The organism is Pseudomonas sp. LTGT-11-2Z, assembly GCF_003691445.1.
GTDB classification, from domain to species: Bacteria; Pseudomonadota; Gammaproteobacteria; order Pseudomonadales; family Pseudomonadaceae; genus Aquipseudomonas; species Aquipseudomonas monteilii.
In genome coordinates this window covers 3,191,796-3,211,733 of record NZ_CP033104.1, presented here as the reverse complement: position 1 = coordinate 3,211,733, position 19,938 = coordinate 3,191,796, and the positions used below count along the sequence as shown (strand labels likewise).

17 protein-coding genes are annotated in these 19,938 nt (G+C 61.4%); 10 read left to right on the top strand and 7 right to left on the bottom strand.

The window, feature by feature from the left end; genetic code table 11:
• Nucleotides 1-24 precede the first annotated feature (24 nt).
• The 4 genes from D8767_RS14975 to D8767_RS14960 form a co-directional block, all read right to left on the bottom strand.
• Nucleotides 25-702, bottom strand: coding sequence for a DUF3313 domain-containing protein (locus tag D8767_RS14975; protein WP_121757664.1), 678 nt, complete (start codon nucleotides 700-702; stop codon nucleotides 25-27).
• 135 nt (nucleotides 703-837) lie between these two features.
• Complete coding sequence (locus D8767_RS14970) at nucleotides 838-2,133, bottom strand: FAD-binding oxidoreductase (RefSeq protein WP_016715277.1); 1,296 nt, start codon at nucleotides 2,131-2,133, stop codon at nucleotides 838-840.
• 13 nt (nucleotides 2,134-2,146) lie between these two features.
• Nucleotides 2,147-3,235, bottom strand: a complete 1,089-nt coding sequence (locus D8767_RS14965) for a polyamine ABC transporter substrate-binding protein (RefSeq protein WP_016715276.1) — start codon at nucleotides 3,233-3,235, stop codon at nucleotides 2,147-2,149.
• 64 nt (nucleotides 3,236-3,299) lie between these two features.
• Entirely contained in the window at nucleotides 3,300-4,658 is a 1,359-nt protein-coding gene (locus D8767_RS14960) for a glutamine synthetase family protein (RefSeq protein ID WP_016715275.1), read from the bottom strand.
• Between the two features lie 183 nt (nucleotides 4,659-4,841).
• On the opposite strand from D8767_RS14960, the gene D8767_RS14955 reads away from it, so the two are divergent.
• Together D8767_RS14955 and D8767_RS14950 are read left to right on the top strand one after the other, a co-directional pair.
• Nucleotides 4,842-5,741, top strand: a complete 900-nt coding sequence (locus D8767_RS14955; protein WP_016715274.1) for a helix-turn-helix domain-containing protein — start codon at nucleotides 4,842-4,844, stop codon at nucleotides 5,739-5,741.
• Between the two features lie 59 nt (nucleotides 5,742-5,800).
• Nucleotides 5,801-7,711 carry an AAA family ATPase gene (locus D8767_RS14950; RefSeq protein ID WP_016715273.1) on the top strand — a complete coding sequence of 637 codons (1,911 nt, stop codon included), beginning with the start codon at nucleotides 5,801-5,803 and terminating at the stop codon, nucleotides 7,709-7,711.
• Nucleotides 7,712-7,749: 38 nt separating this feature from the next.
• Here the strand turns inward: D8767_RS14950 and D8767_RS14945 are convergent, their stop codons facing one another.
• On the bottom strand, nucleotides 7,750-9,135 hold the full coding sequence (locus D8767_RS14945) for an aldehyde dehydrogenase family protein (RefSeq protein WP_016715272.1): 1,386 nt from the start codon (nucleotides 9,133-9,135) through the stop codon (nucleotides 7,750-7,752).
• A 106-nt stretch (nucleotides 9,136-9,241) separates the two neighbouring features.
• Between D8767_RS14945 and D8767_RS14940 the strand changes: the two genes are divergently transcribed.
• The 3 genes from D8767_RS14940 to D8767_RS14925 all read left to right on the top strand — a co-directional run bounded on the left by D8767_RS14940 (nucleotide 9,242) and on the right by D8767_RS14925 (nucleotide 11,551).
• Entirely contained in the window at nucleotides 9,242-10,111 is an 870-nt protein-coding gene (locus D8767_RS14940; RefSeq protein WP_016715271.1) for a LysR family transcriptional regulator, read from the top strand.
• A 133-nt stretch (nucleotides 10,112-10,244) separates the two neighbouring features.
• Nucleotides 10,245-10,688 carry a hypothetical protein gene (locus tag D8767_RS14935; RefSeq protein WP_016715270.1) on the top strand — a complete coding sequence of 148 codons (444 nt, stop codon included), beginning with the start codon at nucleotides 10,245-10,247 and terminating at the stop codon, nucleotides 10,686-10,688.
• Nucleotides 10,689-11,029: 341 nt separating this feature from the next.
• Nucleotides 11,030-11,551 carry an acyloxyacyl hydrolase gene (locus tag D8767_RS14925; RefSeq protein WP_016715268.1) on the top strand — a complete coding sequence of 174 codons (522 nt, stop codon included), beginning with the start codon at nucleotides 11,030-11,032 and terminating at the stop codon, nucleotides 11,549-11,551.
• Between the two features lie 32 nt (nucleotides 11,552-11,583).
• On the opposite strand, the gene D8767_RS14920 is transcribed toward D8767_RS14925, so the two are convergent.
• Complete coding sequence (locus D8767_RS14920; RefSeq protein WP_016715267.1) at nucleotides 11,584-13,728, bottom strand: TonB-dependent siderophore receptor; 2,145 nt, start codon at nucleotides 13,726-13,728, stop codon at nucleotides 11,584-11,586.
• Nucleotides 13,729-13,951: 223 nt separating this feature from the next.
• Complete coding sequence (locus D8767_RS14915) at nucleotides 13,952-14,842, bottom strand: universal stress protein (RefSeq protein WP_063977250.1); 891 nt, start codon at nucleotides 14,840-14,842, stop codon at nucleotides 13,952-13,954.
• A gap of 131 nt (nucleotides 14,843-14,973) precedes the next feature.
• Between D8767_RS14915 and hisN the strand changes: the two genes are divergently transcribed.
• The 5 genes from hisN to benB all read left to right on the top strand — a co-directional run bounded on the left by hisN (nucleotide 14,974) and on the right by benB (nucleotide 19,885).
• The gene (gene hisN / locus D8767_RS14910) at nucleotides 14,974-15,765 is read left to right on the top strand and encodes a histidinol-phosphatase (protein WP_016715265.1); all 792 of its coding nucleotides are present in this window, start codon (nucleotides 14,974-14,976) and stop codon (nucleotides 15,763-15,765) included.
• Between the two features lie 114 nt (nucleotides 15,766-15,879).
• Nucleotides 15,880-16,611: a hypothetical protein gene (locus D8767_RS14905; RefSeq protein ID WP_016715264.1), complete on the top strand. Its 732-nt coding sequence runs from the start codon at nucleotides 15,880-15,882 to the stop codon at nucleotides 16,609-16,611.
• A gap of 329 nt (nucleotides 16,612-16,940) precedes the next feature.
• Nucleotides 16,941-17,897 carry an AraC family transcriptional regulator gene (locus tag D8767_RS14900; protein ID WP_016715263.1) on the top strand — a complete coding sequence of 319 codons (957 nt, stop codon included), beginning with the start codon at nucleotides 16,941-16,943 and terminating at the stop codon, nucleotides 17,895-17,897.
• Between the two features lie 147 nt (nucleotides 17,898-18,044).
• Nucleotides 18,045-19,403 (top strand): benzoate 1,2-dioxygenase large subunit, encoded by a 1,359-nt coding sequence (benA, locus tag D8767_RS14895; RefSeq protein WP_016715262.1) that lies wholly within the window; start codon nucleotides 18,045-18,047, stop codon nucleotides 19,401-19,403.
• Nucleotides 19,400-19,885: a benzoate 1,2-dioxygenase small subunit gene (benB, locus tag D8767_RS14890; RefSeq protein WP_016715261.1), complete on the top strand. Its 486-nt coding sequence runs from the start codon at nucleotides 19,400-19,402 to the stop codon at nucleotides 19,883-19,885. The genes benA and benB overlap by 4 nt, the downstream gene beginning before the upstream one ends.
• The last annotated feature ends 53 nt before the right edge of the window (nucleotides 19,886-19,938 follow it).

Here is a 19,938-nt window from a genome sequence, read left to right as displayed (position 1 = left end):
TAGGGCCGCAAAGCGGCCCTAAACTTAACGAGCCTTCTGCTTCGCTGCCAGGAAGCTGGCACGCATGTCTTTCGCCCAACCATCCAGCACTGGCTTTACGTCATTCAAGGTCAGCTTCTGGGTATCGTTCTCCAGTTCCTGCCCCGTGCCTTTGCGCACCACCTGGGCCAGCACCTTCTGGCTGGCACCATCAAGGAACGCTGCCTCCACACCGACATCCACTTCCTGATCACGGCAACCCATGGCCGTGTTCACACCCGCCGAAATCAGTGCGATAGGGATGACTTCGTACGGCTTCAGGCCTTCGTTGCTGGTCGACACCGCTGTAATGGCGGGGCGCACCACGATCACTCCCGGGCCTGGCCCCTTGGCCAGCGGCATCACGCTGCCCATTTCACGGCGCAAGGCATCATTGAAGTAACGCGTGATTTCTTGCAGCGTCTGCTGCGAAATCACCGCCGTTGGTTGTGGCTTGGGGTAGAACTGGCTGGGCTCGATGAACACCTGGCTGTACTGGTTGACGTTAACGTTGGGGTCGATCCAGCGCATCACCGGATCACCCGAAGGGCTTTTGGCTTCCTGCAGGCGGCTGTAATCCTTGAGGAAGCCGGAATAGTCCTTGGGGTCCACGCTTTTGCTGGAGCAGGCGGCCACGGCAAGCAGCGCGGCGCACAACAGGGTAATGCGAGGCAGTGATTTCATGATGGAGATGCATCCATGAGATGGTCGGCCAGAACAACGCTAGCAGGTGCGCGGCAGTTGGCCAGTGGGGGCGTTCAATCTGGACAATGAATTGCGGTGCCTGGTTTGTCTGGCGCCGCAATTCATGTGCTGGACTCACCCCAACGCTTCGCGCAACCGGTACCACAACATGCCCAGTGCCAGTAGCGGCGAGCGCAGTGCCTTGCCGCCGGGGAAGGTCAGGTGTGGCACGGCGCTGAACACATCCAGGCCATGGCTATGGCCGAGGGCGATACTTTCGGCCAGCAGTTTCGCCGTCCAGTGCGTCACGTTCAGCCCATGCCCGGAGTAGCCTTGGGCGTAGTATACGTTCGGGTGCTGGCTCAGGCGCCCAACCTGGGGAAAGCGGTTGGCGGTGATGCCGATCATGCCGCCCCACTGAAAATCGATGCGCACATTGGCCAGCTGGGGGAACACCTTCAGCACCTTGGGCCGCATATAGGCCGCGATGTCCTTGGGGTCGCGCCCGGAATAGTGGCAGGCGCCGCCAAACAGCAGGCGGCGGTCGGCGGTGAGGCGGTAGTAGTCCAGGCCGACCTTTTGGTCGCACAGCGCCATGTTCTGCGGGATCAAGGTGCGGGCTAGCGCTTCAGGCAATGGTTCTGTGGCTACCACGTAACTGCCGGCCGGTAGCACCTTGCCGCTTAACCGGGGCTCCAGTTCATCGAGGTGGGCGTTGCAGCCCAGCACCAGGCTGCTTGCCCTCACTTTGCCTCGGGCCGTGTGCAGGGTCACGGTGGGGCCGTGCTCGATGCGCAATACCGGGCTCTGCTCGAAAAGGCGCACACCCATGCCGTGCGCGGCACGGGCTTCGCCCTGGACCAGGTCGAGTGGGTGCAAGTGGCCCGAGCCCATGTCGACCAGGCCGCCGGCGTACTGGTCGCTGGCGACAATCTCGTTCAACTGCCCCGCACCGACCAGGCGTGTTGCATGGCGATAACCCAGCGCCGCGAGGTCGTCCTGTTCATCCTTGAAGGCAGCGAACTGGGCAGGTGTATTGGCCAGCTCGCAGAAACCCCAACGCAGGTCGCAGGCAATACCGTAGCGGGCGATACGCTCGGCGACCAGCGCCACCGAATCGATGCCGGCCTGCTTCAGGTAACGCACGCCGTCCTGGCCAACATACCGGGCGAAACCACTGACATCGTGGCCAATACCGCGAATCAGCTGGCCGCCATTGCGCCCACTGGCGCCCCAGCCGATGCGCCGGCCTTCCAGCAGCACCACCGAAAGGCCACGCTCGGCGAGCTCCAGGGCGGTATTGACCCCGGTCAGCCCGCCGCCGACCACGCATACGTCAGCCGTCAGTTCGCCGTCCAGGCTGGGGTAGGGGGCCGCATCGCGCGCCGTGGCGGCGTAGTACGAAGCGGCGTGTTGAGTATTGAAAGACATGGGCGTTCTCGACTCAGCGGTTGGACTTGATCTTGCTCCAGGAGCGGGTCATGACGCGCATGATCTTCGGGCTCGGGGTGCTGGAGATGTACAGTTTGTCCAGCACGTCCTGGGGTGGGTAGATCTCAGGATTGCTGACCAGCGATGCATCCATGTAGGCCTTGGCGTCCGGGTTGGCATTGGCATAGCCGACGGTTGCGCTGACCTTGGCGATCACTTTGGGGTCGAGCAGGTAGTTGATAAATGCCAGGGCCTGCTCGGGGTTGCTGGCGTCCTTGGGGATGGCCAGCAGGTCGAACCACAGGTTGCTGCCTTCCTTGGGAATGCTGTAGGCCACTTTCACGCCGTTCTTCGCTTCCACGGCACGGTTGGCGGCCTGGAACACGTCGCCGGAGTAGCCGAAGGCCACACAGACATCGCCATTGGCCAGGTCGGAGACGTATTTGGATGAATGGAAGTACGTGATGTAGGGGCGCAGCTCCAGCAGGCGGGCTTCGGCCTTGGCGTAGTCGGCCGGTTTTTCGCTGCGCGGGTCCATGCCCAGGTAATTGAGGACAGCAGGGAACAGTTCATCGGGCGAGTCCATGAAGGCCACGCCGCACTGTTTGAGCTTTTTGAGGTTTTCCGGCTCGAACAGCACCGCCCACGAGTCGATATGGTCCACGCCCAGAGCCGCCTTGACCTTGTCGACGTTGTAGCCGATGCCATTGGTACCCCACAGGTAAGGCACCGCGTACTGGTTGCCGGGGTCGTTCTGTTCAAGCTGCTTGAGCAGCTTGGGGTCCAGGTGCTGCCAGTTCGGCAGCTTGCTGCGGTCCAGCGGCAAGAAGGCACCGGCCTGGGCCTGGCGGGCGAGGAAGTGGTTCGACGGCACCACCACGTCATAACCGGTGCGCCCGGCCAGCAGTTTGCCTTCAAGGGTTTCGTTGGAGTCGAACACGTCATACACCACCTTGATCCCGCTGCTGGCCTGGAAGTCGGCCAGGGTGGTGTCACCAATGTAGTCGGTCCAGTTGTACACGCTGACCGAAGGGGTGGCGTGGGTGGTGGTGGCGAACAGCAGGGTGAGTGCAGCGGGTATCAGGGCTTGTAGATGACGCATGGGGACACCTCGTAGGTCTTGTTCTTCGAATTCGGTGCAGGGGGGCTAAGCCCCCCAAGGTGGGTCAAACGCTGAGCATCAGGAACTCGCGCTCCCACGAGCTGATCACGCGCTTGTAGTTCTCGTGCTCGGCCCGCTTGACCGCCACGTAGCCCTGGACGAACTGCTTGCCCAGGTACTGCTGCACGGTTTCGCAGTCTTCCATGTGCTGCAGCGCATCCTCGATGGTGATCGGCAAGCGCAGGTTGCGCCGTTCGTAGGCACGGCCTTGTACCGGCGCGCTGGGGTCGATTTGCTCGACCATGCCCAGGTAGCCGCACAGCAGGCTGGCGGCAATCGCCAGGTACGGGTTGGCATCCGCACCCGGCAGGCGGTTTTCCACGCGCATCGCCTCGGGGCTGGACGTGGGCACACGCAAGCCCGCGGTGCGGTTTTCTTCGCCCCACTCGACGTTGACCGGTGCCGAGGTGTCCGGCAGGAAGCGGCGGAACGAGTTGACGTTGGGCGCGAACATCGGCAGCAGCTTGGGGATGTACTTCTGCAAGCCGCCGATGTGGTGCAGGAACAGCGGGCTCATGCTGCCGTCTTCATTGGCGAAAATCGGCTTGCCGGTGGCGATGTCCACCACGCTTTGGTGCAGGTGCATGGCGCTGCCCGGCTCGTCGGTGATCGGCTTGGCCATGAAGGTAGCGGCGACGTTGTGCTTGAGGGCTGCCTCACGCATGGTGCGCTTGAACACGGTGATCTGGTCGGCCAGGTCGAGCGCGTCTCCGTGGCGGAAGTTGATCTCCATCTGCGCCGGGCCGTCTTCGTGAATCAGCGTATCCAGGTCCAGGCCCTGGATCTCGCACCAGTCGTAGACGTCTTCGAACAGCGGGTCGAATTCGTTGGCGGCATCGATCGAGAACGACTGACGGCCGCTTTCGGCACGGCCAGAGCGCCCCAGCGGAACCTGCAGTGGCAAGTCCGGGTCTTCGCAGCGCTTGGTCAGGTAAAACTCCATTTCCGGCGCGACGATCGGCTGCCAGCCTTTGTCGGCGTACAACTTGAGCACCTTCTTCAGCACGTTGCGCGGCGACAGCTCAATGGGGTTGCCTTGTTTGTCGAAGGTGTCGTGGATCACGATCGCAGTCGGCTCGATCGCCCACGGGATCTGGTACACAGCGCTTGGGTCGGGGCGGCAGACCATGTCGATGTCGGCGGCGTCGAGCAGGTTGTAGTAGATGTCATCGTCAACGTAGTCGCCGGTGACCGTCTGCAGCAGCACGCTTTCTGGCAGGCGCATGCCACGTTCATGGAGGAACTTGGCGGTGGGCGCGATCTTGCCACGGGCAATGCCGGTCAAGTCGCTGATCACGCATTCGACTTCGGTGATGCGGTGTTCTTTCAGCCAGGTGTACAGCTGATCGAAGGGGGCGTTCATACAGACCTCTTGGTTGGGTTTTAGTGTGGGAACGCGTAAGCCCGAGAAAGCCGTCGCAGGGTTTCCGGGGCATCACGCTTCCCAGGTGACGCGCTGGAGACTATCTTGGTCGCAGCCCACCGGGGCAATCTATCCACTTTCTTCAGTAACGAATGCACCAAAAGAGTGCATACAGGACAATGCGTGACAACCGCCAATGCGTTGCAGGTCCAGGCTTTTCATACCACCGACGTTACCGAGCAAGTGCGCGCCACCCCTGGCTGGCAGCAACAGTATCGGCAGATGTCACCCGGGCATTTCAGCGGTGAACTGCGTTGCCTGGGGCTCGATGGTGTGGAGGTTTACGAAGAGCGGCTGAATACCCGGGTGGAGCAGTTTTTCCGTGCGCCGAGCGGTTCGCTTGCGTTCTGCTTCGACCGTAGCGAGAACAGCCTGTACCTGCTGAACGAGCAAAGCCGCAATATCTGGATCACGCCGGAGAACTACCAGGAAGTGGCGGTGGTGTTCGATCAGGCCTTTCTGGCCCGCCATGGGCTGGACCCGCAGCGCCTCGAAGGTTTATTCATGGTGCCATTGGGCAGCGGGCAGAATGCCTTGTTCGGTAGCTGGCTGAGCGCCACGCTGACGCGCCTGGGCGAGGCGGTTTGTCCGCTGCAGGGGCAGGCCTTGGCGGAGCAATTGCTGGAGGACTGCCTGTTCATACTCGACAATGCCTGCCAGCGCTTGCAGGGTGTGGCGCTGGGGCGTCGTGACGAAGAGCGGGCGATCATGCGCCGGGTCAGCGAATGGGCGGCCGACTGCCCGGAAGAGACACTGAACCTGGTGGAGTTGGCGGGGGTTGCCGGGGTTTCCCTGCGCCAGTTGCAGCAGGCGTTCAAGGCATTTACCGGCATGCCGCCGGCGCAGTGGCTGCGGTTGCGCAGACTGAACGGTGCGCGGCGCGACTTGTTGCACGGTGGTGGCGTAACGGTCGCCGAAGTAGCGATGCGCTGGTCATTCTGGCATTTGGGAAGATTTTCAGAGAGTTACAGACAGTTGTTCAAGGAGTTTCCCAGTGAGACGTTGAAGCGGGGCAGGGGTTAAACCCAGCATTTCCTACTGAAAGTTGCTATCGTGCCGCCCTGTTTCCACCCGAGGTGCCGATGTTTTACCTGCCTTTGCCCAGCGACCAGGCGGACCGCCTCGCCAGCGAACTCAACACCGACTTTTTCACCACAGCCAGCGTGCTCGACGCCGCCGCGGTGCTGTTCGTGCAAAACCTCCCACGCCAGCCCGGCACCGCATCGGCCGACGCACAAGAGCGCCGTTTCGCCGAAATCGTGCGCATCGCCAACGAAGTCGAAAGCGCCGCGCCCGGGCGTTTCCAGGGCCAGGTGGCGCAGCACTTCGATCGCGAAGCTTTTGCCATGGGCCTTGGCATGCTGGGTGAAAACGGCATTGCCCTGTTGTCGGCCGAGGTGGAGTACACCGTAGACGAGCTGCTGGATGCCGAAGGCCAGTGGAGCTTCCAGTTTGCCGACACCTACCGCCAGCGGGCCACACCGCTGCACCCGGTGTACTTGCCGTCCCTGGCCAGTGACCTGATGCTCAGCGATCAGCAAAACCGCCTGCTGCGCGAATTTCTCAGTGGCATAGACGAGTCGGTGGCCGTGCAAGGCTTCGCGGGCACCGGCAAGACCTTCCTGATTCACCAGTTCGCCCGGCTGCTGGAGCCACAGCGCACGTTGCTGCTGGCACTGACCGAGGGCCAGTTGCGCGCCCTGCAGGCGCGGGTGAAGGACGCTGCCGCCTACACCGCGATGACCTTCGGCCAGCTGGCAGACGAGCTGCTAAACCGCGACCTCACCAGCAATGGCTGGCGTTTGCGCGACCCGTACCGTACCAAGCTGTCGTGGCGCCCGCAGGACGCGCAGGTGGTGCGCTGGCTGGCCATTCCCGACATCGGCCCAGTTGCTGCACGCGATGTCGTTGCCTTGTGCGTGCGCGCCGTGCGCACGTTCTGCCACAGCGCCGATACCCAGCTGCAATTGCACCATTTGCCATGGGCCGGGCCGGGCACCTCGCCGCTGGACCAGGAGGTGCTGCTGGAAAAGGCGAGGTCGTACTGGCAGGAACTGATTCGCCCGTCGGCACGAGAAATCCAGCTACCGGTGCGCGACTACCACCGGGTAAAGCTGCTGTCACTGACCGACTATGTGATCGACAGCCGTTATACCCACGTCATCGTCGACGAAGCCCACGAGCTGTCCGCACCGATGCTTGCCGTGCTTGATCGCAGCCCGCAGTCGATCATTGCCCTGGGGGACGAGCTGCAGAACCTCAACGGCCTCAGTCCGCACCATGGCGGTTTTATTCGCCAGCGCTGCATCGACCATTCGTTGCGTGCCGGGCCGGCGATGGACAACGTGCTGAACCCGCTGATTCAGGCGCACCCGGCCTCGATTCAGGCCGCTTTCAGTGGCAGCGCCGAGCACTACACCCGGGTCAGCTTCTTCGATGCCGTGACGGTGCCGGAACAGCCCACGGCGCTGATCGTCGATGACGAATGGGGCCTGTTTGGCTGGTTCCAGCGTCTGACACACCAGGGCGTGCCGTTCGTGCTGCTTAAAAGCGCGCGCAAGGACTTCGAATTGTTCGTCGAAGACTGCATCGAGTTGTACCGTTACGGCACGCGGCCCCGTCACCCGATGCTGTTCCGCTATGCCAGCTGGCAGGCGTTGGAGCAGGACAAGGGCGACGACAAGGCCTTCGTTGCCGTGGCCAACATGCTGCGCAAGGGCTACACGCCTGAGCACTTTGCCAAGGCCAAGAGCCGTTACCGTTGGGACAAGGCACCCAAGTTGTTCCTGGGGCGGGTAAGGGACGTGAAGAACATGGAATTCGCCCGGGTGATGGTGTCGCCGGAGCTGATGGTGGTGCCTCAGGTGGCGGGTAACCGCAATGAGCGGGCGCGGATGCTGGCGGGGTTGTACACCGCCTGTTCGCGGGCGCGGCATGAGTTGATCGTGCCGGGAGGGATGCTGGATTGGGTCAAGGACCAGGTTCGCGATTGAAGCTTTTGGGGCTGCGAAGCAGCCCCAAAGGTTCTGAATCAGTTGCGGTCCAGCCACACCGTCTGGGCATTGGTGAACTCACGCACACCAAAGTGCGACAGCTCACGCCCGAAACCGCTCTTCTTCACACCGCCAAACGCCACGCGGGGATCGGAAGCGCAGTAACCGTTGATGAACACACCACCGGTATCCAGTGCTGCGGTCATGCGCTCGGCCAGCGCATAGTCGGCGGTGTAGATGGTCGCGGCCAGGCCGAACTCGCTATCGTTTGCCAGCTCCACCGCATGGTCGGCATCACGGGCAGTGATGATCGCGGCCACCGGCCCGAACAGCTCCTGCTTGAACGCCGTCATGCCCGGCGTGACGTTGGCGAACACGGTCGGCGCGTAGAAGTTGGCCACGCCCTCGACTTTGTTGCCGCCAAGCAGCAGGGTGGCGCCTTCGGCGAGGGTCGCTTGCACCTGGCCGTCCAGCTCATCGCGCAGGTCGTAACGGGCCATCGGGCCAATGTAGGTGTCGTCGTCCAGTGGGTTGCCCACTTTCAGTTCACGGGTGGCTTCAACGAACTTGCGGGTGAATTCGTCAACGATGCTTTCTTCGACGATCAGACGCTTGGCCGCGGCGCAGACCTGGCCGGTGTTCTGGTAGCGGCCGATGACCGCAGCCTTGACGGCGGCATCCAGGTCGGCGTCGGCCAACACGATGAACGGGTCGGAACCACCCAGCTCCAGCACGCACTTCTTCAGCGCGGCACCGGCCTGGGCACCGATCGCCATGCCGGCACGTACGCTGCCGGTTAGGGTCACGGCGGCAATGCGCGTGTCGTTGATGGCGCGGGTGACGCCATCCGGGGTCACGTTCAGCACTTCGAACACGCCCTCTGGCAGCCCGGCATCCTTGAACAACTCGCCCAGCAGGTAGGCGCTGCCCATCACGTTCGGCGCATGCTTGAGTACATACGTGTTACCCGCCAGGATCGCCGGCACGGCGCCGCGCAATACCTGCCAGACCGGGAAGTTCCAAGGCATCACGGCCAGGATCGGGCCAAGCGGACGGTATTCGATACGGGCTTTTTCAACCTGGGTAGGCTCCGGCGCGAGCATGGCCGGGCCGTGCTCGGCGTACCAACGGCACAGGCCAACGCACTTGCTGACTTCGCCACGGGCCTGGACGACTGGCTTGCCGATTTCGCGGCTGATCATCTGGGCGAAGGCTTCGGCTTTGGCTTCGAGGGTGCTGGCCAGGGCGAGCAGGTACTCGCTGCGCTGACCCAGCGACACTTGGCGCCACTGGCGGTAGCCAACCTTGGCACGTTGCAGCGCCGCTTCCAGTGCGGCGTCGGTGTCGAACGGGTAGGCGCCGATCTGCTCGCCGCTGTACGGGTCGAGGGAGATGGCGTGGGTCAGACTGCTGATCGCGCTCATGGCGGACACTCTCGTTGTTGTTAATCAGTGACGCCAGACTAGTGGGCTATGGCTTTAATGAAAACTGAATAATAATGAGCGAAACATTCACGTTTGGAGAAAGGCTGTGGACCTGGTGCAACTGGAGATCTTCAAGGCCGTGGCAGAGCAGGGCAGCATCAGTGCCGCTGCGCAGCACATCCATCGGGTGCCGTCGAACCTGACCACACGCATCAAGCAACTGGAGCAAGACCTCGGCGTTGAACTGTTCATCCGCGAAAAGAGCCGCCTGCGCCTGTCGCCTGCCGGTTGGAATTTTCTCGAATACACCCGGCGCATTCTCGACCTGGTTCACGAGGCGCGGTTGACCGTGGCCGGTGAAGACCCGCAGGGCACCTTCGCCCTGGGCTCACTGGAAAGCACCGCGGCCGTGCGCATCCCGGCGCTGCTGGCGGCCTACAACCAGCGCTATCCCAAGGTCGACCTGGACCTGTCTACCGGCCCTTCGGGTACGATGCTGGAAGGCGTGTTGTCGGGTCGCCTGGTGGCGGCGTTCGTCGATGGCCCGGTGCTGCACCCGACACTGGAGGGCATGCCCGTGTTCGAGGAAGAGATGATGGTGATCGCGCCGCTCAACCATGCCCCGGTTACCCGTGCACAGGACGTGAACGGGGAGAGCATCTACGCCTTCCGCGCCAACTGCTCCTACCGCCATCACTTTGAAAACTGGTTCGTGCAGGACCAGGCGGTGCCGGGCAAGATCCACGAGATGGAGTCTTACCACGGCATGCTGGCCTGCGTCAGCGCTGGCGCAGGCCTGGCCATGATGCCGCGCAGCATGCTCGACAATATGCCCGGGTGCAGCACCGTCAGTGCGTGGCCGATGTCGGAGGATTTCCGCTACCTGAAAACCTGGCTGGTGTGGCGGCGGGGCACGGTATCGCGCAGCTTGAGCATGTTTGTGAAGCTTCTTGAAGAAACGCGTATAACATCCTGATATTCCTATAAATATACGTTCGCATCATGAGTTAGAGCCGAATATCACGAGGGTAACCACATATCGGCACGAACACCGGTACGCCTGAAGGATCAGAGACTAGGTAAGCCATCCTCTGAAGGAGGGACGTACCATGCGTAACCATCACTATGCCCTTGGTGCGGCACTGCTGGTCGCCTTGGCCATGCCATGGACCTTGGCAGCCGCCGCCAACCTCAATGCCCCCATCGATATGCAGGCCGTTCAGTTACAACCACAGGAACAGAACGGCGTGCGCTTTCTGCAGGGAGGCATCGGCCAGGATGAGGCCAACGCCCTGCGCAAAACCCCAGGTTACGACTTGCACGTAGAGCTTTCTAAGGGGCCGGAAGGCAAGTTCCAGAGCGGTGCCAATGTCGATATCCAGAACGCCCAGGGGCAGCCCGTACTCAGCGTCATGGATGCCGGGCCGCTGCTGTATGTGCAGTTGCCGCCTGGCAAATACAAAGTCACCGGTAACGCTCAAGGGCAGACGGTGCAACAAATGGTGACTGTTAACGGAAAAGCCCCTACGACGGTGAGCCTTAACTGGCGTTAATGGATAACGGGCAGGAGTACGCATGTACTCCTGCCGGGTCGGAGCACATCGCCATGAACCTGAGCCTTCAACTGGAGATGTTGGACGAGCGGGGTTATGCATTGATCCCGGGTGTGCTCGAACCCCTGACGCGGAGTACGACTGCAGCCCTGCGCACGGCGAGGCCCATCTTGAAGAAGCGAATTAGCCAATAGTGGCATTTCACTTTCAACTTTCTGATTATCTGGACAATAATCAAAAAACTATTACTTCGTGTGACCGGCACTGGAAGTGCCGGGCACTACATAAGATCGAGGGGCTCAAGCCCCCGCTTGCCGTGTAGACCATCAGGAGAGTTGTTGATGAAAACCCGTCTGGCAGCATCGCTGGCCGCCGCAGTGCTGGCCTTTGCAGGGGCCAGCCTGGCCCACGCCGCTCAGGTGTCCGGTGCCGTTGGCGCCACAGGCCAAGGTGACATGACCTACCGTATTGGCATGTCGTTCGACTGGGACAAGAAATGGATGGAAAGCAGCACCGGTTATCTGAGCGGGTATTGGGACGCCGCGTACACCTACTGGGAGGGCGGGGACGCCAGTGGCGCACATTCGCTGTCGTTCAGCCCGGTGTTTACCTATGAGTTCAGCGGTTTCACCTACACGCCGTACATCGAGGCCGGCATTGGCCTGGCGGCGTTCTCCAAGACCGACGTGGGCGATCAGCGTCTGGGTTCTTCGGTCAACTTCGAAGACCGCATCGGTTTTGGCTTGAAGTTGCCGGGGGAGCAAAAGGTGGGAATCCGTGCGATGCATTACTCCAATGCGGGCATCAAGCAGCCCAACGACGGGATCGAGTCGTACTCGCTGTTCTACAGCAAGGGTTTCTAGCAGTTTGGGGCCGCCAGGCGGCCCCACACCCGTCAGAAGGTATACGAAACCCCAGCCTGCACTGTCCGAGGCGCCCCTGGGTACACATAGCTGTTGAACGCCCCCTCGTCATAGCCTTTGTTGAACACGTTTTTCACATCCAGGTTCAGACGGACGTGTTCGTTGACCTGGTAGAAGCTCAGCAAATCGACCACGGTGTATTGCTCCATGGTGTAGGTCGTCGCGGCGGTCTGGCCTTGACGATCATCCACATACTTTACGCCAACGCCCAGGCCCAGCCCCTTGGCCACGCCATCCTGGAATTCATACGTGTTGAGCAGGCTGAAGCTGTTGCGCGGGATGTTTGCCAGGCGCGTGCCGGTCGGCAGGCTGGTATCCTTGGTGACTTGGGCATCCACGTACGAATAGCCACCAATCACCCGCCACTCAGGCGTGATGTTGCCGGCAACGTTGATGTCCAGGCCACGGCTGCGCACTTCGCCGGCTGCGATTTTGTAGGTGCCGGTAGGGTCGCTGGGATCGTTGGCCAGCACGTTTTCCTTGACGATGTGGTAGATCGCCGCGTCAACGCTCAACTGGCGATCAAGTGCCTCCCATTTCACACCCAGTTCGTAGGACTTGCCTTTCTCGGGGTCGAAACCACGCCCTGTTGCACCGGCAGGCGCGCCACTATTGGGCTTGAATGAGCGTGCGGTGTTGGCATAGACCGCGACGGTATCGGTCAGGTCAAACAGCAGGCCGAACCGCGGGGTTACACCGTTCTCGCCTTTATCGAAGTTACCCGCACTGTTGAGCTTGTTGACATAGTCATGTTCAAAGCGTTCAAAGCGCACACCTGCCAAAGCTTTAAGGCGCTCGGTCAGGGCAACCTGGTCCTGAACGAAAAATGCCCAGGTTTTGAGGTTTTCCTTGTCATGGGTGGTGGGTGTACTCAATAGGGCTGGGCGCGACTGGTCATATACCGGATCGAAAAGGTCGATTGGATAGGACGTTGGAGTGGTAGCCGAACGCTGGATGATCGAGTTGTAGTCGTAGTCTTCGTACTCGACACCTGTAAGCAACGTATGGCTGAAACCACCGGTGTCAAAATGCCCGGTCAGGTTGAGCTGGTAGTCGCGGTCGCGCCATTCCAGCTTGCGGTAGTTGAAGTTACGCCCCAGGGTCCGGCCATCGGCCTGCAAGCGGTTGGCCTCGATGGCGTTGCCCTTGAGGGTACCGTCCAGCCACTGCATGCCGCCGCCCAGGGTCCAGTCATCATTGAGCGCATGCTCGAAACGCAACTGCGCCATGTTGTTATCGTTGTGCAGCATGTTGTCGCTGCCTTTGCCCCAGATGTTGGTATCGCGCGAGGCGCTGCCAGCCTGGTTGGTGTAATGCGTCAGGCCACGGTCAAGCGGGTGGTTGTTACGCATGAAGTCGCCTTCAAAGACGATTTTGGTCGCATCGTTCACCTGCCAGCTCAGCACCGGCGCGACGTCGTAGCGTTCGCTTTCGATGTTGTCGCGGAAGCTGTCGCCACCTTCGCCCAACACATTCAGGCGATAGGCCAGGCTGCCGTCCTGGTTCAAGGCACCGGTGGCGTCGAGGGTGGCGCGGTGCATGCCCTGATCGTCGAGCTGGCTGTCCAGGGTTACCTGCTGTTCAGCCTGCGGCTGCTTGGTAACCACATTGAAGGTGCCGCCGGGGTCGCCACGGCCGTACAGGCTGCTGGCCGGGCCACGGATCACTTCCAGACGCTCGACGCTGTTGGCATCAGGCGCATTCGGGTAACCGCGGTTCATTGGGAAGCCGTTGCGGTAGTACTCGCCAGTGGTGAAACCACGGACAGTGACCGTGGTCAGGCCCTGCCCGCCAAAGTTGTTGGCGCGGCCCACGCCACCGGCATAATCCAGGGCGTCTTGCAGGCGGGTGCTGGCCGTATCGGTCAGCACATCCTTGGGCACCACGCTGACCGACTGCGGCGTTTCGTGCAGCGCCGTGTCGGTGCGGGTGGCGCTGGCCGAGCGGGTGGCCTTGTAGCCAAAGACCGGGCCGTCGGCGCGTTCGCTGTCGGCGTTGCTGGTGATGTTCAAAGCCTGGAGTTCAATCTGGGCAGGGTCGCTGAGCGGTTCGGGCTCGGCAAAGGCCAGCGGGGAGACAGCATGAAGCACACAAAGCGAAACGAACGTGCGACGCATCGACGGTACGATCCTGGAGTAAGGCACTGAGGGAAAGGGTAGGGAAGCGCCGCGAAATTACTACGAATCATTATCAAATGCATTCTTTTTGTGTAGCACTGGTGTACCAAATACCAACCGGTGAAATACACGCCGGTCTCTACGCGGGTAAGCCGCTCCCACCTTTAATATCCCTAAGGGAGCGGGTTTTCCCGGGAAGCGGCCGGTCCAGATATGCCAGAACTCAGTGAACGGCCTTGATCGCCAGCACATTACACAACGGATGCTCCAGTACATGGGCCGTGGTCCCGCCCAGGAACGTCTGCATCGCGTCATGCCGGTGGCTGCCCATGACAATCACATCGGCCCGGCTGTGGGCGACAAACTGGGCAATCGCCCTGATCGCTGCTCCTTCCAGGAAGTGCCTGCGCTCCAGCGGAATCTGATGATGGTCACCCAGGCGGTTGAACGCTGCCCGCTGCGCGGTACGCACGCTGCTGTCGAAGCCAGGCATGGTTACCGTACCCGCACCAAAATCGGCGATATGGGTCTTGGCTGCATCGCACACATGCAGCAGATGGAGCTCGCCGTTGCATTGCAGCGCCAAGGCATGGGCAGTCCGTATGACCTGTTCATCCAGGTGTTCACCTGCGCCGTGGCTGTTCAGGTCCACCGCTGCGGCAATCTGCCGGGGCAGGGGCAGGCGGATGTCGCTCACCAGGTGCACGGCGACCGGGCTGTCCTTGAGCAGTTGCCAGTCCAGGGGCGTGACCAGCAGGCGTTTGAGAATCGGTTCGTGCTGCACGTCCTTGACCAGCAGGTCGCAACCCAGCCGCTCGACCCGCTCCAGCACACTGCCCAGCGGGTCGCGGGTCAATAACAGCTCGGTGGACACGTCCAGGCCTGCATCGCCCAACTGTTCGGCCTCGTCCGCCAGCCACTGGCGGTTGTCGCTGAGCAGCCGCTCACGTTCGCGACCATCGCTCATCAAGCCAAAGGTGTCGACATCATCGACGAAAACGTTGATATCCAGCAGTGCGCCGCTGGACTCCGCCAGCGCCGCTGCGCGTTGCAGCGCGGGCGTATGGCGCATTTGCGGGCCGAGCATGACGAACAAACGCTTGAACTGGCTCATCTCACACCTCCACGTGTGGCAGCCCCCCCGGTGCTCTGGTCTTGTTCAGTCTAGTTCGCTTCAGGCTGCATGAGCAGCAGGCTGGCGATCGGGTATGATGCTGCCCCTAATCATTGTCCTGAGGCCGTCCCATGTCCCTGAGTGCTGAACAGATCGGTGAATTGCGCACCTTTGCCGAGCAGTTGGCCGATGCTGCCGCTGTGGCGATCCAGCCTTATTTCCGTGCCAGCCTGGCTGTCGAGGACAAGGGCGGGCGTTTGTACGACCCTGTCACCGTAGCCGACAAGGCGGCGGAAGACGCCATGCGCGAGCTGATCCAGGCCCGTTACCCCGACCACGGTATTCTGGGTGAGGAAGCGGGTGTCGCCGTCGGCAGCAGCCCGTTGACCTGGGTGCTCGACCCAATCGACGGCACTCGTGCCTTCATCACCGGCCTGCCGCTGTGGGGAACGTTGATTGCCCTGAACGACGGCACGCGCCCAGTGGTTGGCGTGATGAACCAGCCGTTCACTGGCGAACGCTTTGTCGGCACCCCTGAAGGTGCGTGGCGCAGCGGCACGCCGCTGAAAACCCGTGCCTGCGCCGACCTGGCCTCGGCCACGCTGATGTGCACCACCCCCGACATGTTCGATACCGCCGAGCGCAAGGCTGCGTTCGAGGGCGTTGCCGGCCGGGCGCGGTTGATGCGTTATGGCGGTGATTGCTATGCCTACTGCATGCTGGCTTCGGGCTTTGTCGATGTGATCGTAGAGGCCAGCTTGCAGCCGTATGACGTGCAGGCATTGATGCCGATCATCGAGGGAGCAGGTGGGGTGATTACGGCTTGGGATGGTAGCTCGGCGCAGCATGGTGGTTGCGTGGTGGCGTGTGGTGACCCGGCGTTGCATGCGCAGGTCGTGGAGATGTTGCGCCACGCCATGTAGTTGAAGCGTCGCCCGCAAATCCCCAACCACTGCACTTTTTCCGTTTTCGAGGCTCTATGCTTGGCCAGGCTGCCTTGACCCCCAAGGCAGCCGCCGAATATCGACCCGGTGCCGATGGTTGCAAGCTACCCAAGTTTCTTCTCCCGCCTGTTGCTGGCAGGCGCCCTCACATGCCTGTGCGCCTGCACCCAGGAGCAAGGCCGTGACATCGTTAATCAGTTCGGCAACGGCAAGCCCAGCGAGCTGTTCCAGACCAGCGTCGACCGCATGGCCACGCTGTCCATGCGTGACAACCTGCAAAGCCTGTACCTGCTGATGAACAAGCTGTACCAGCGCAATCCCAACCAGTGGAAGATGTCTGGCTACATCGACGCCGCCACCGCCGAGCGACAGATCCGCATCGCCATCGAGCAACGCCAGCCATTGCCGCAACTGGGCAACCGCCGCGACTTGGCGGCATTGAGCTACGCCCTGAGCCCGGAGTTTCGCGGTGATCGTGTTGGCGCCTTCATTTACGCCATCGGCAGCATGCTGATTACCGCGCATGGTGGGCGTACCGATTTCTACATGACCGATACCATCGACCCGCTGTTCGTCAACAACGCGGCGCGCAATATCGAGAAGGCAACCTGGATGCTCAGCCAGCGGCAGGACGCGAATGGGGTGCTGCTGCTGTTCTCCAACGAGATCTCCGAAGAGGGCAGTAACCTGAGTTTTGCCGTGGAGTTTGGCAAAATCGTTGCGCGGCTGGATCTGCTGGCGGAGTTGCTGGATGAGCGTTATCGGCGGATTGGCCTGAATTACGCGCAAAGCCTGCTGTTGATGAATTTTCTGCCGGTGCAGTGAAAGATCGTCAAATCATATTGATATTTTTGCTAGTTACACAATTATCTTGGTGTGCCATTGCTATGTGGTATTCCATGCTCAGGATGTTGTAATTACCGTTCGATAAACGAACACTGGTTGCACTCGGCATGTCCGCTATCCGCCCATCCAATCCCTTCTCCACATTGCCCAACCCCCACCTTTTTGCTGTAGTGTGGCTATCCGCCGGTTGTCGCCTGCCCCCGCGACCCGCAACCGGCCCGATAGAATGACCGTGACGACCGCGACCACTGCCCACAAGGCGGCAGGAGGCGGCGACCAGAACAATAACGATACCGAGTGCCTTGCCTATGGAAAGCCGCCTGCTGAGCGAGCGCAGTAGCGTGTTTCATCACGCCGACCCTTATGCTGTGTCCGATTATGTGAACCAGCACGTAGGCCAGCATTGCATCGGTCTGTCGCGCACCACCCACCCTCAAGCCAGCCTCAGCCACCGCAAGTTCGCCGAACTCGACCTGTGCCGCATCAGCTACGGCGGCAGCGTGCGCGTTACCTCGCCGGCCCTGGAAACCATCTACCACCTGCAAGTGTTGCTCAACGGCAACTGCCTGTGGCGCGGGCACAAACGCGAGCATCACCTCGTGCCGGGCGAGCTGTTGCTGATCAACCCCGACGACCCGGTTGACCTGACCTATTCGGAAGACTGCGAGAAGTTCATCCTCAAGGTGCCCACCCGGCTACTGGATTCGATCTGCGACGAACAGCGTTGGCATCGGCCAGAAGGCGGTGTTCGGTTCTTGCGCAACCATTACCGGCTGGATGAGCTGGACGGGTTCGTGAACCTGCTGGCCATGGTTTGCCACGAAGCGGAAGTGAGCGATTCGCTGCCGCGCGTGCAGGGGCACTACAGCCAGATTGTCGCCAGCAAGTTGCTAACCCTGATGAGCACCAATATCCGCCGCGAAAGCCTGGGTTCGCCAGGGGCTAGCCTTGAGCGAATCATCGACCACATCGACCGTAATCTGAAGCTTGAGCTGACTGCCGAGGCGCTGGCGGAGCAGGCGTGCATGAGCTTGCGCTCGTTGTATGCGTTGTTTGACCGGCAACTGGGCACTACACCCAAGCAGTACGTACGCCAGCGCAAACTGGAGCAGGTGCGTGCCTGCCTGGGCGATGCCACTTGCTCGGTACGCAGCGTGACCGAGCTGGCCATGGACTATGGCTTCCTGCACTTGGGGCGGTTCTCCGAAGTGTATCGGCAGCAATTTGGCGAGCTGCCCTCGGAAACCTTACGCAAGCGGCGCTGAACTCGCGGGTCTCTTCATGGGGTTCGCCCGCGAGGAGGTCCGTTAACCTGCACAAAACGGATATCACTGCGCACAAACCGGATACTCCCGCCTAATACCAGCGCCCAAACTGACCAGGTCTAAACAATAACAAGGGAGACCCTGGCCATGTCCCTGGGATTCGACTACCTCAATGCCATGCTCGAGGACGACCGTGAAAAGGGCATCTACCGCTGCAAGCGCGAGATGTTCACCGACCCACGCCTGTTCGACCTGGAGATGAAACACATCTTCGAGGGCAACTGGATCTACCTGGCGCACGAAAGCCAGATCCCCGAGAAGAACGACTTCCTCACCCTGACCATGGGGCGCCAGCCGATTTTCATCGCGCGCAACAAGGACGGTGAGCTCAATGCCTTCCTCAACGCCTGCAGCCACCGCGGCGCCATGCTGTGCCGGCACAAGCGCGGCAACCGTTCCAGCTATACCTGCCCGTTCCACGGCTGGACGTTCAACAACAGCGGCAAACTGCTGAAGGTGAAAGACCCGAGCAACGCCGGCTACCCCGACAGCTTCAACTGCGACGGCTCGCACGACCTGACCAAGGTGGCGCGTTTCGAGTCCTACCGGGGCTTTTTGTTCGGCAGCCTGAATGCCGATGTGAAGCCGTTGGTGGAGCACCTGGGCGAGTCGGCCAAGATCATCGACATGATCGTCGACCAGTCGCCGGAAGGCCTTGAAGTGCTGCGCGGTGCCAGCTCGTACATCTACGAAGGCAACTGGAAGCTCACCGCCGAGAACGGCGCCGATGGCTACCACGTCAGCTCCGTGCACTGGAACTACGCCGCTACCCAGAACCAGCGCAAGCAGCGCGAGGCGGGCGACGAGATCAAGACCATGAGCGCCGGCTCCTGGGCCAAGCAGGGCGGCGGCTTCTACTCCTTCGACCACGGCCACCTGCTGCTGTGGACCCGCTGGGCCAACCCGGAAGACCGCCCGGCCTACGAGCGCCGTGACCAGCTGGCTGCCGACTTCGGCCAGGCCCGTGCCGACTGGATGATCGAGAATTCGCGCAACCTGTGCCTGTACCCGAACGTGTACCTGATGGACCAGTTCAGCTCGCAGATCCGCGTTGCGCGGCCGATTTCGGTGAACAAGACCGAAATCACCATCTACTGCATCGCGCCCAAAGGCGAGAGCGCCGATGCCCGCGCCAAGCGCATTCGCCAGTACGAAGACTTCTTCAACGTCAGCGGCATGGCCACCCCGGACGATCTGGAAGAGTTCCGCTCCTGCCAGACCGGCTACGGGGGCGGCACTGGCTGGAACGACATGTCCCGTGGCGCGAAGCACTGGGTCGAAGGCGCCGATGAAGCCGCTAAAGAGATCGAGCTCCATCCGCTGCTGTCTGGCGTGCGCACCGAGGACGAAGGCCTGTTCGTGCTGCAACACAAATACTGGCAGGACACCATGATCCAGGCCCTGAAGGACGAACAGCAGCTGATCCCTGTGGAGGCCGTGCAATGAGCCTGTATGAAACCGTGCGCGACTTCCTCTACCGCGAAGCGCGCTACCTGGACGACGCCCAGTGGGACCAGTGGCTGGAGCTGTACGCCAGCGACGCCAGCTTCTGGATGCCGAGCTGGGATGACGATGACACCCTTACCATCGATCCGCAAAGCGAAATCTCGCTGATCTGGTACGGCAACCGTGGCGGCCTGGAAGACCGCGTGTTCCGTATCAAGACCGAGCGCTCCAGTGCGACCGTGCCGGATACCCGCACCTCGCACAACATCAGCAACATCGAGATCGTCTCGCGGTGCGAGGGCAGCTGCCAGGTGCGTTTCAACTGGCACACCCTGAGCTTCCGCTACAAGACCACCGACAGTTACTTCGGAACCAGCTTCTACACCCTCGACCTGCGCGGCGAGCAGCCGCTGATCAAGGCCAAGAAGGTGGTGCTGAAGAACGACTACGTGCGCCAGGTCATCGACATCTACCACATCTGATACAGGGTTTTGCGAGCATTGCCCGGTGCGTCCTGCGACGCGCCGTGGGCCGG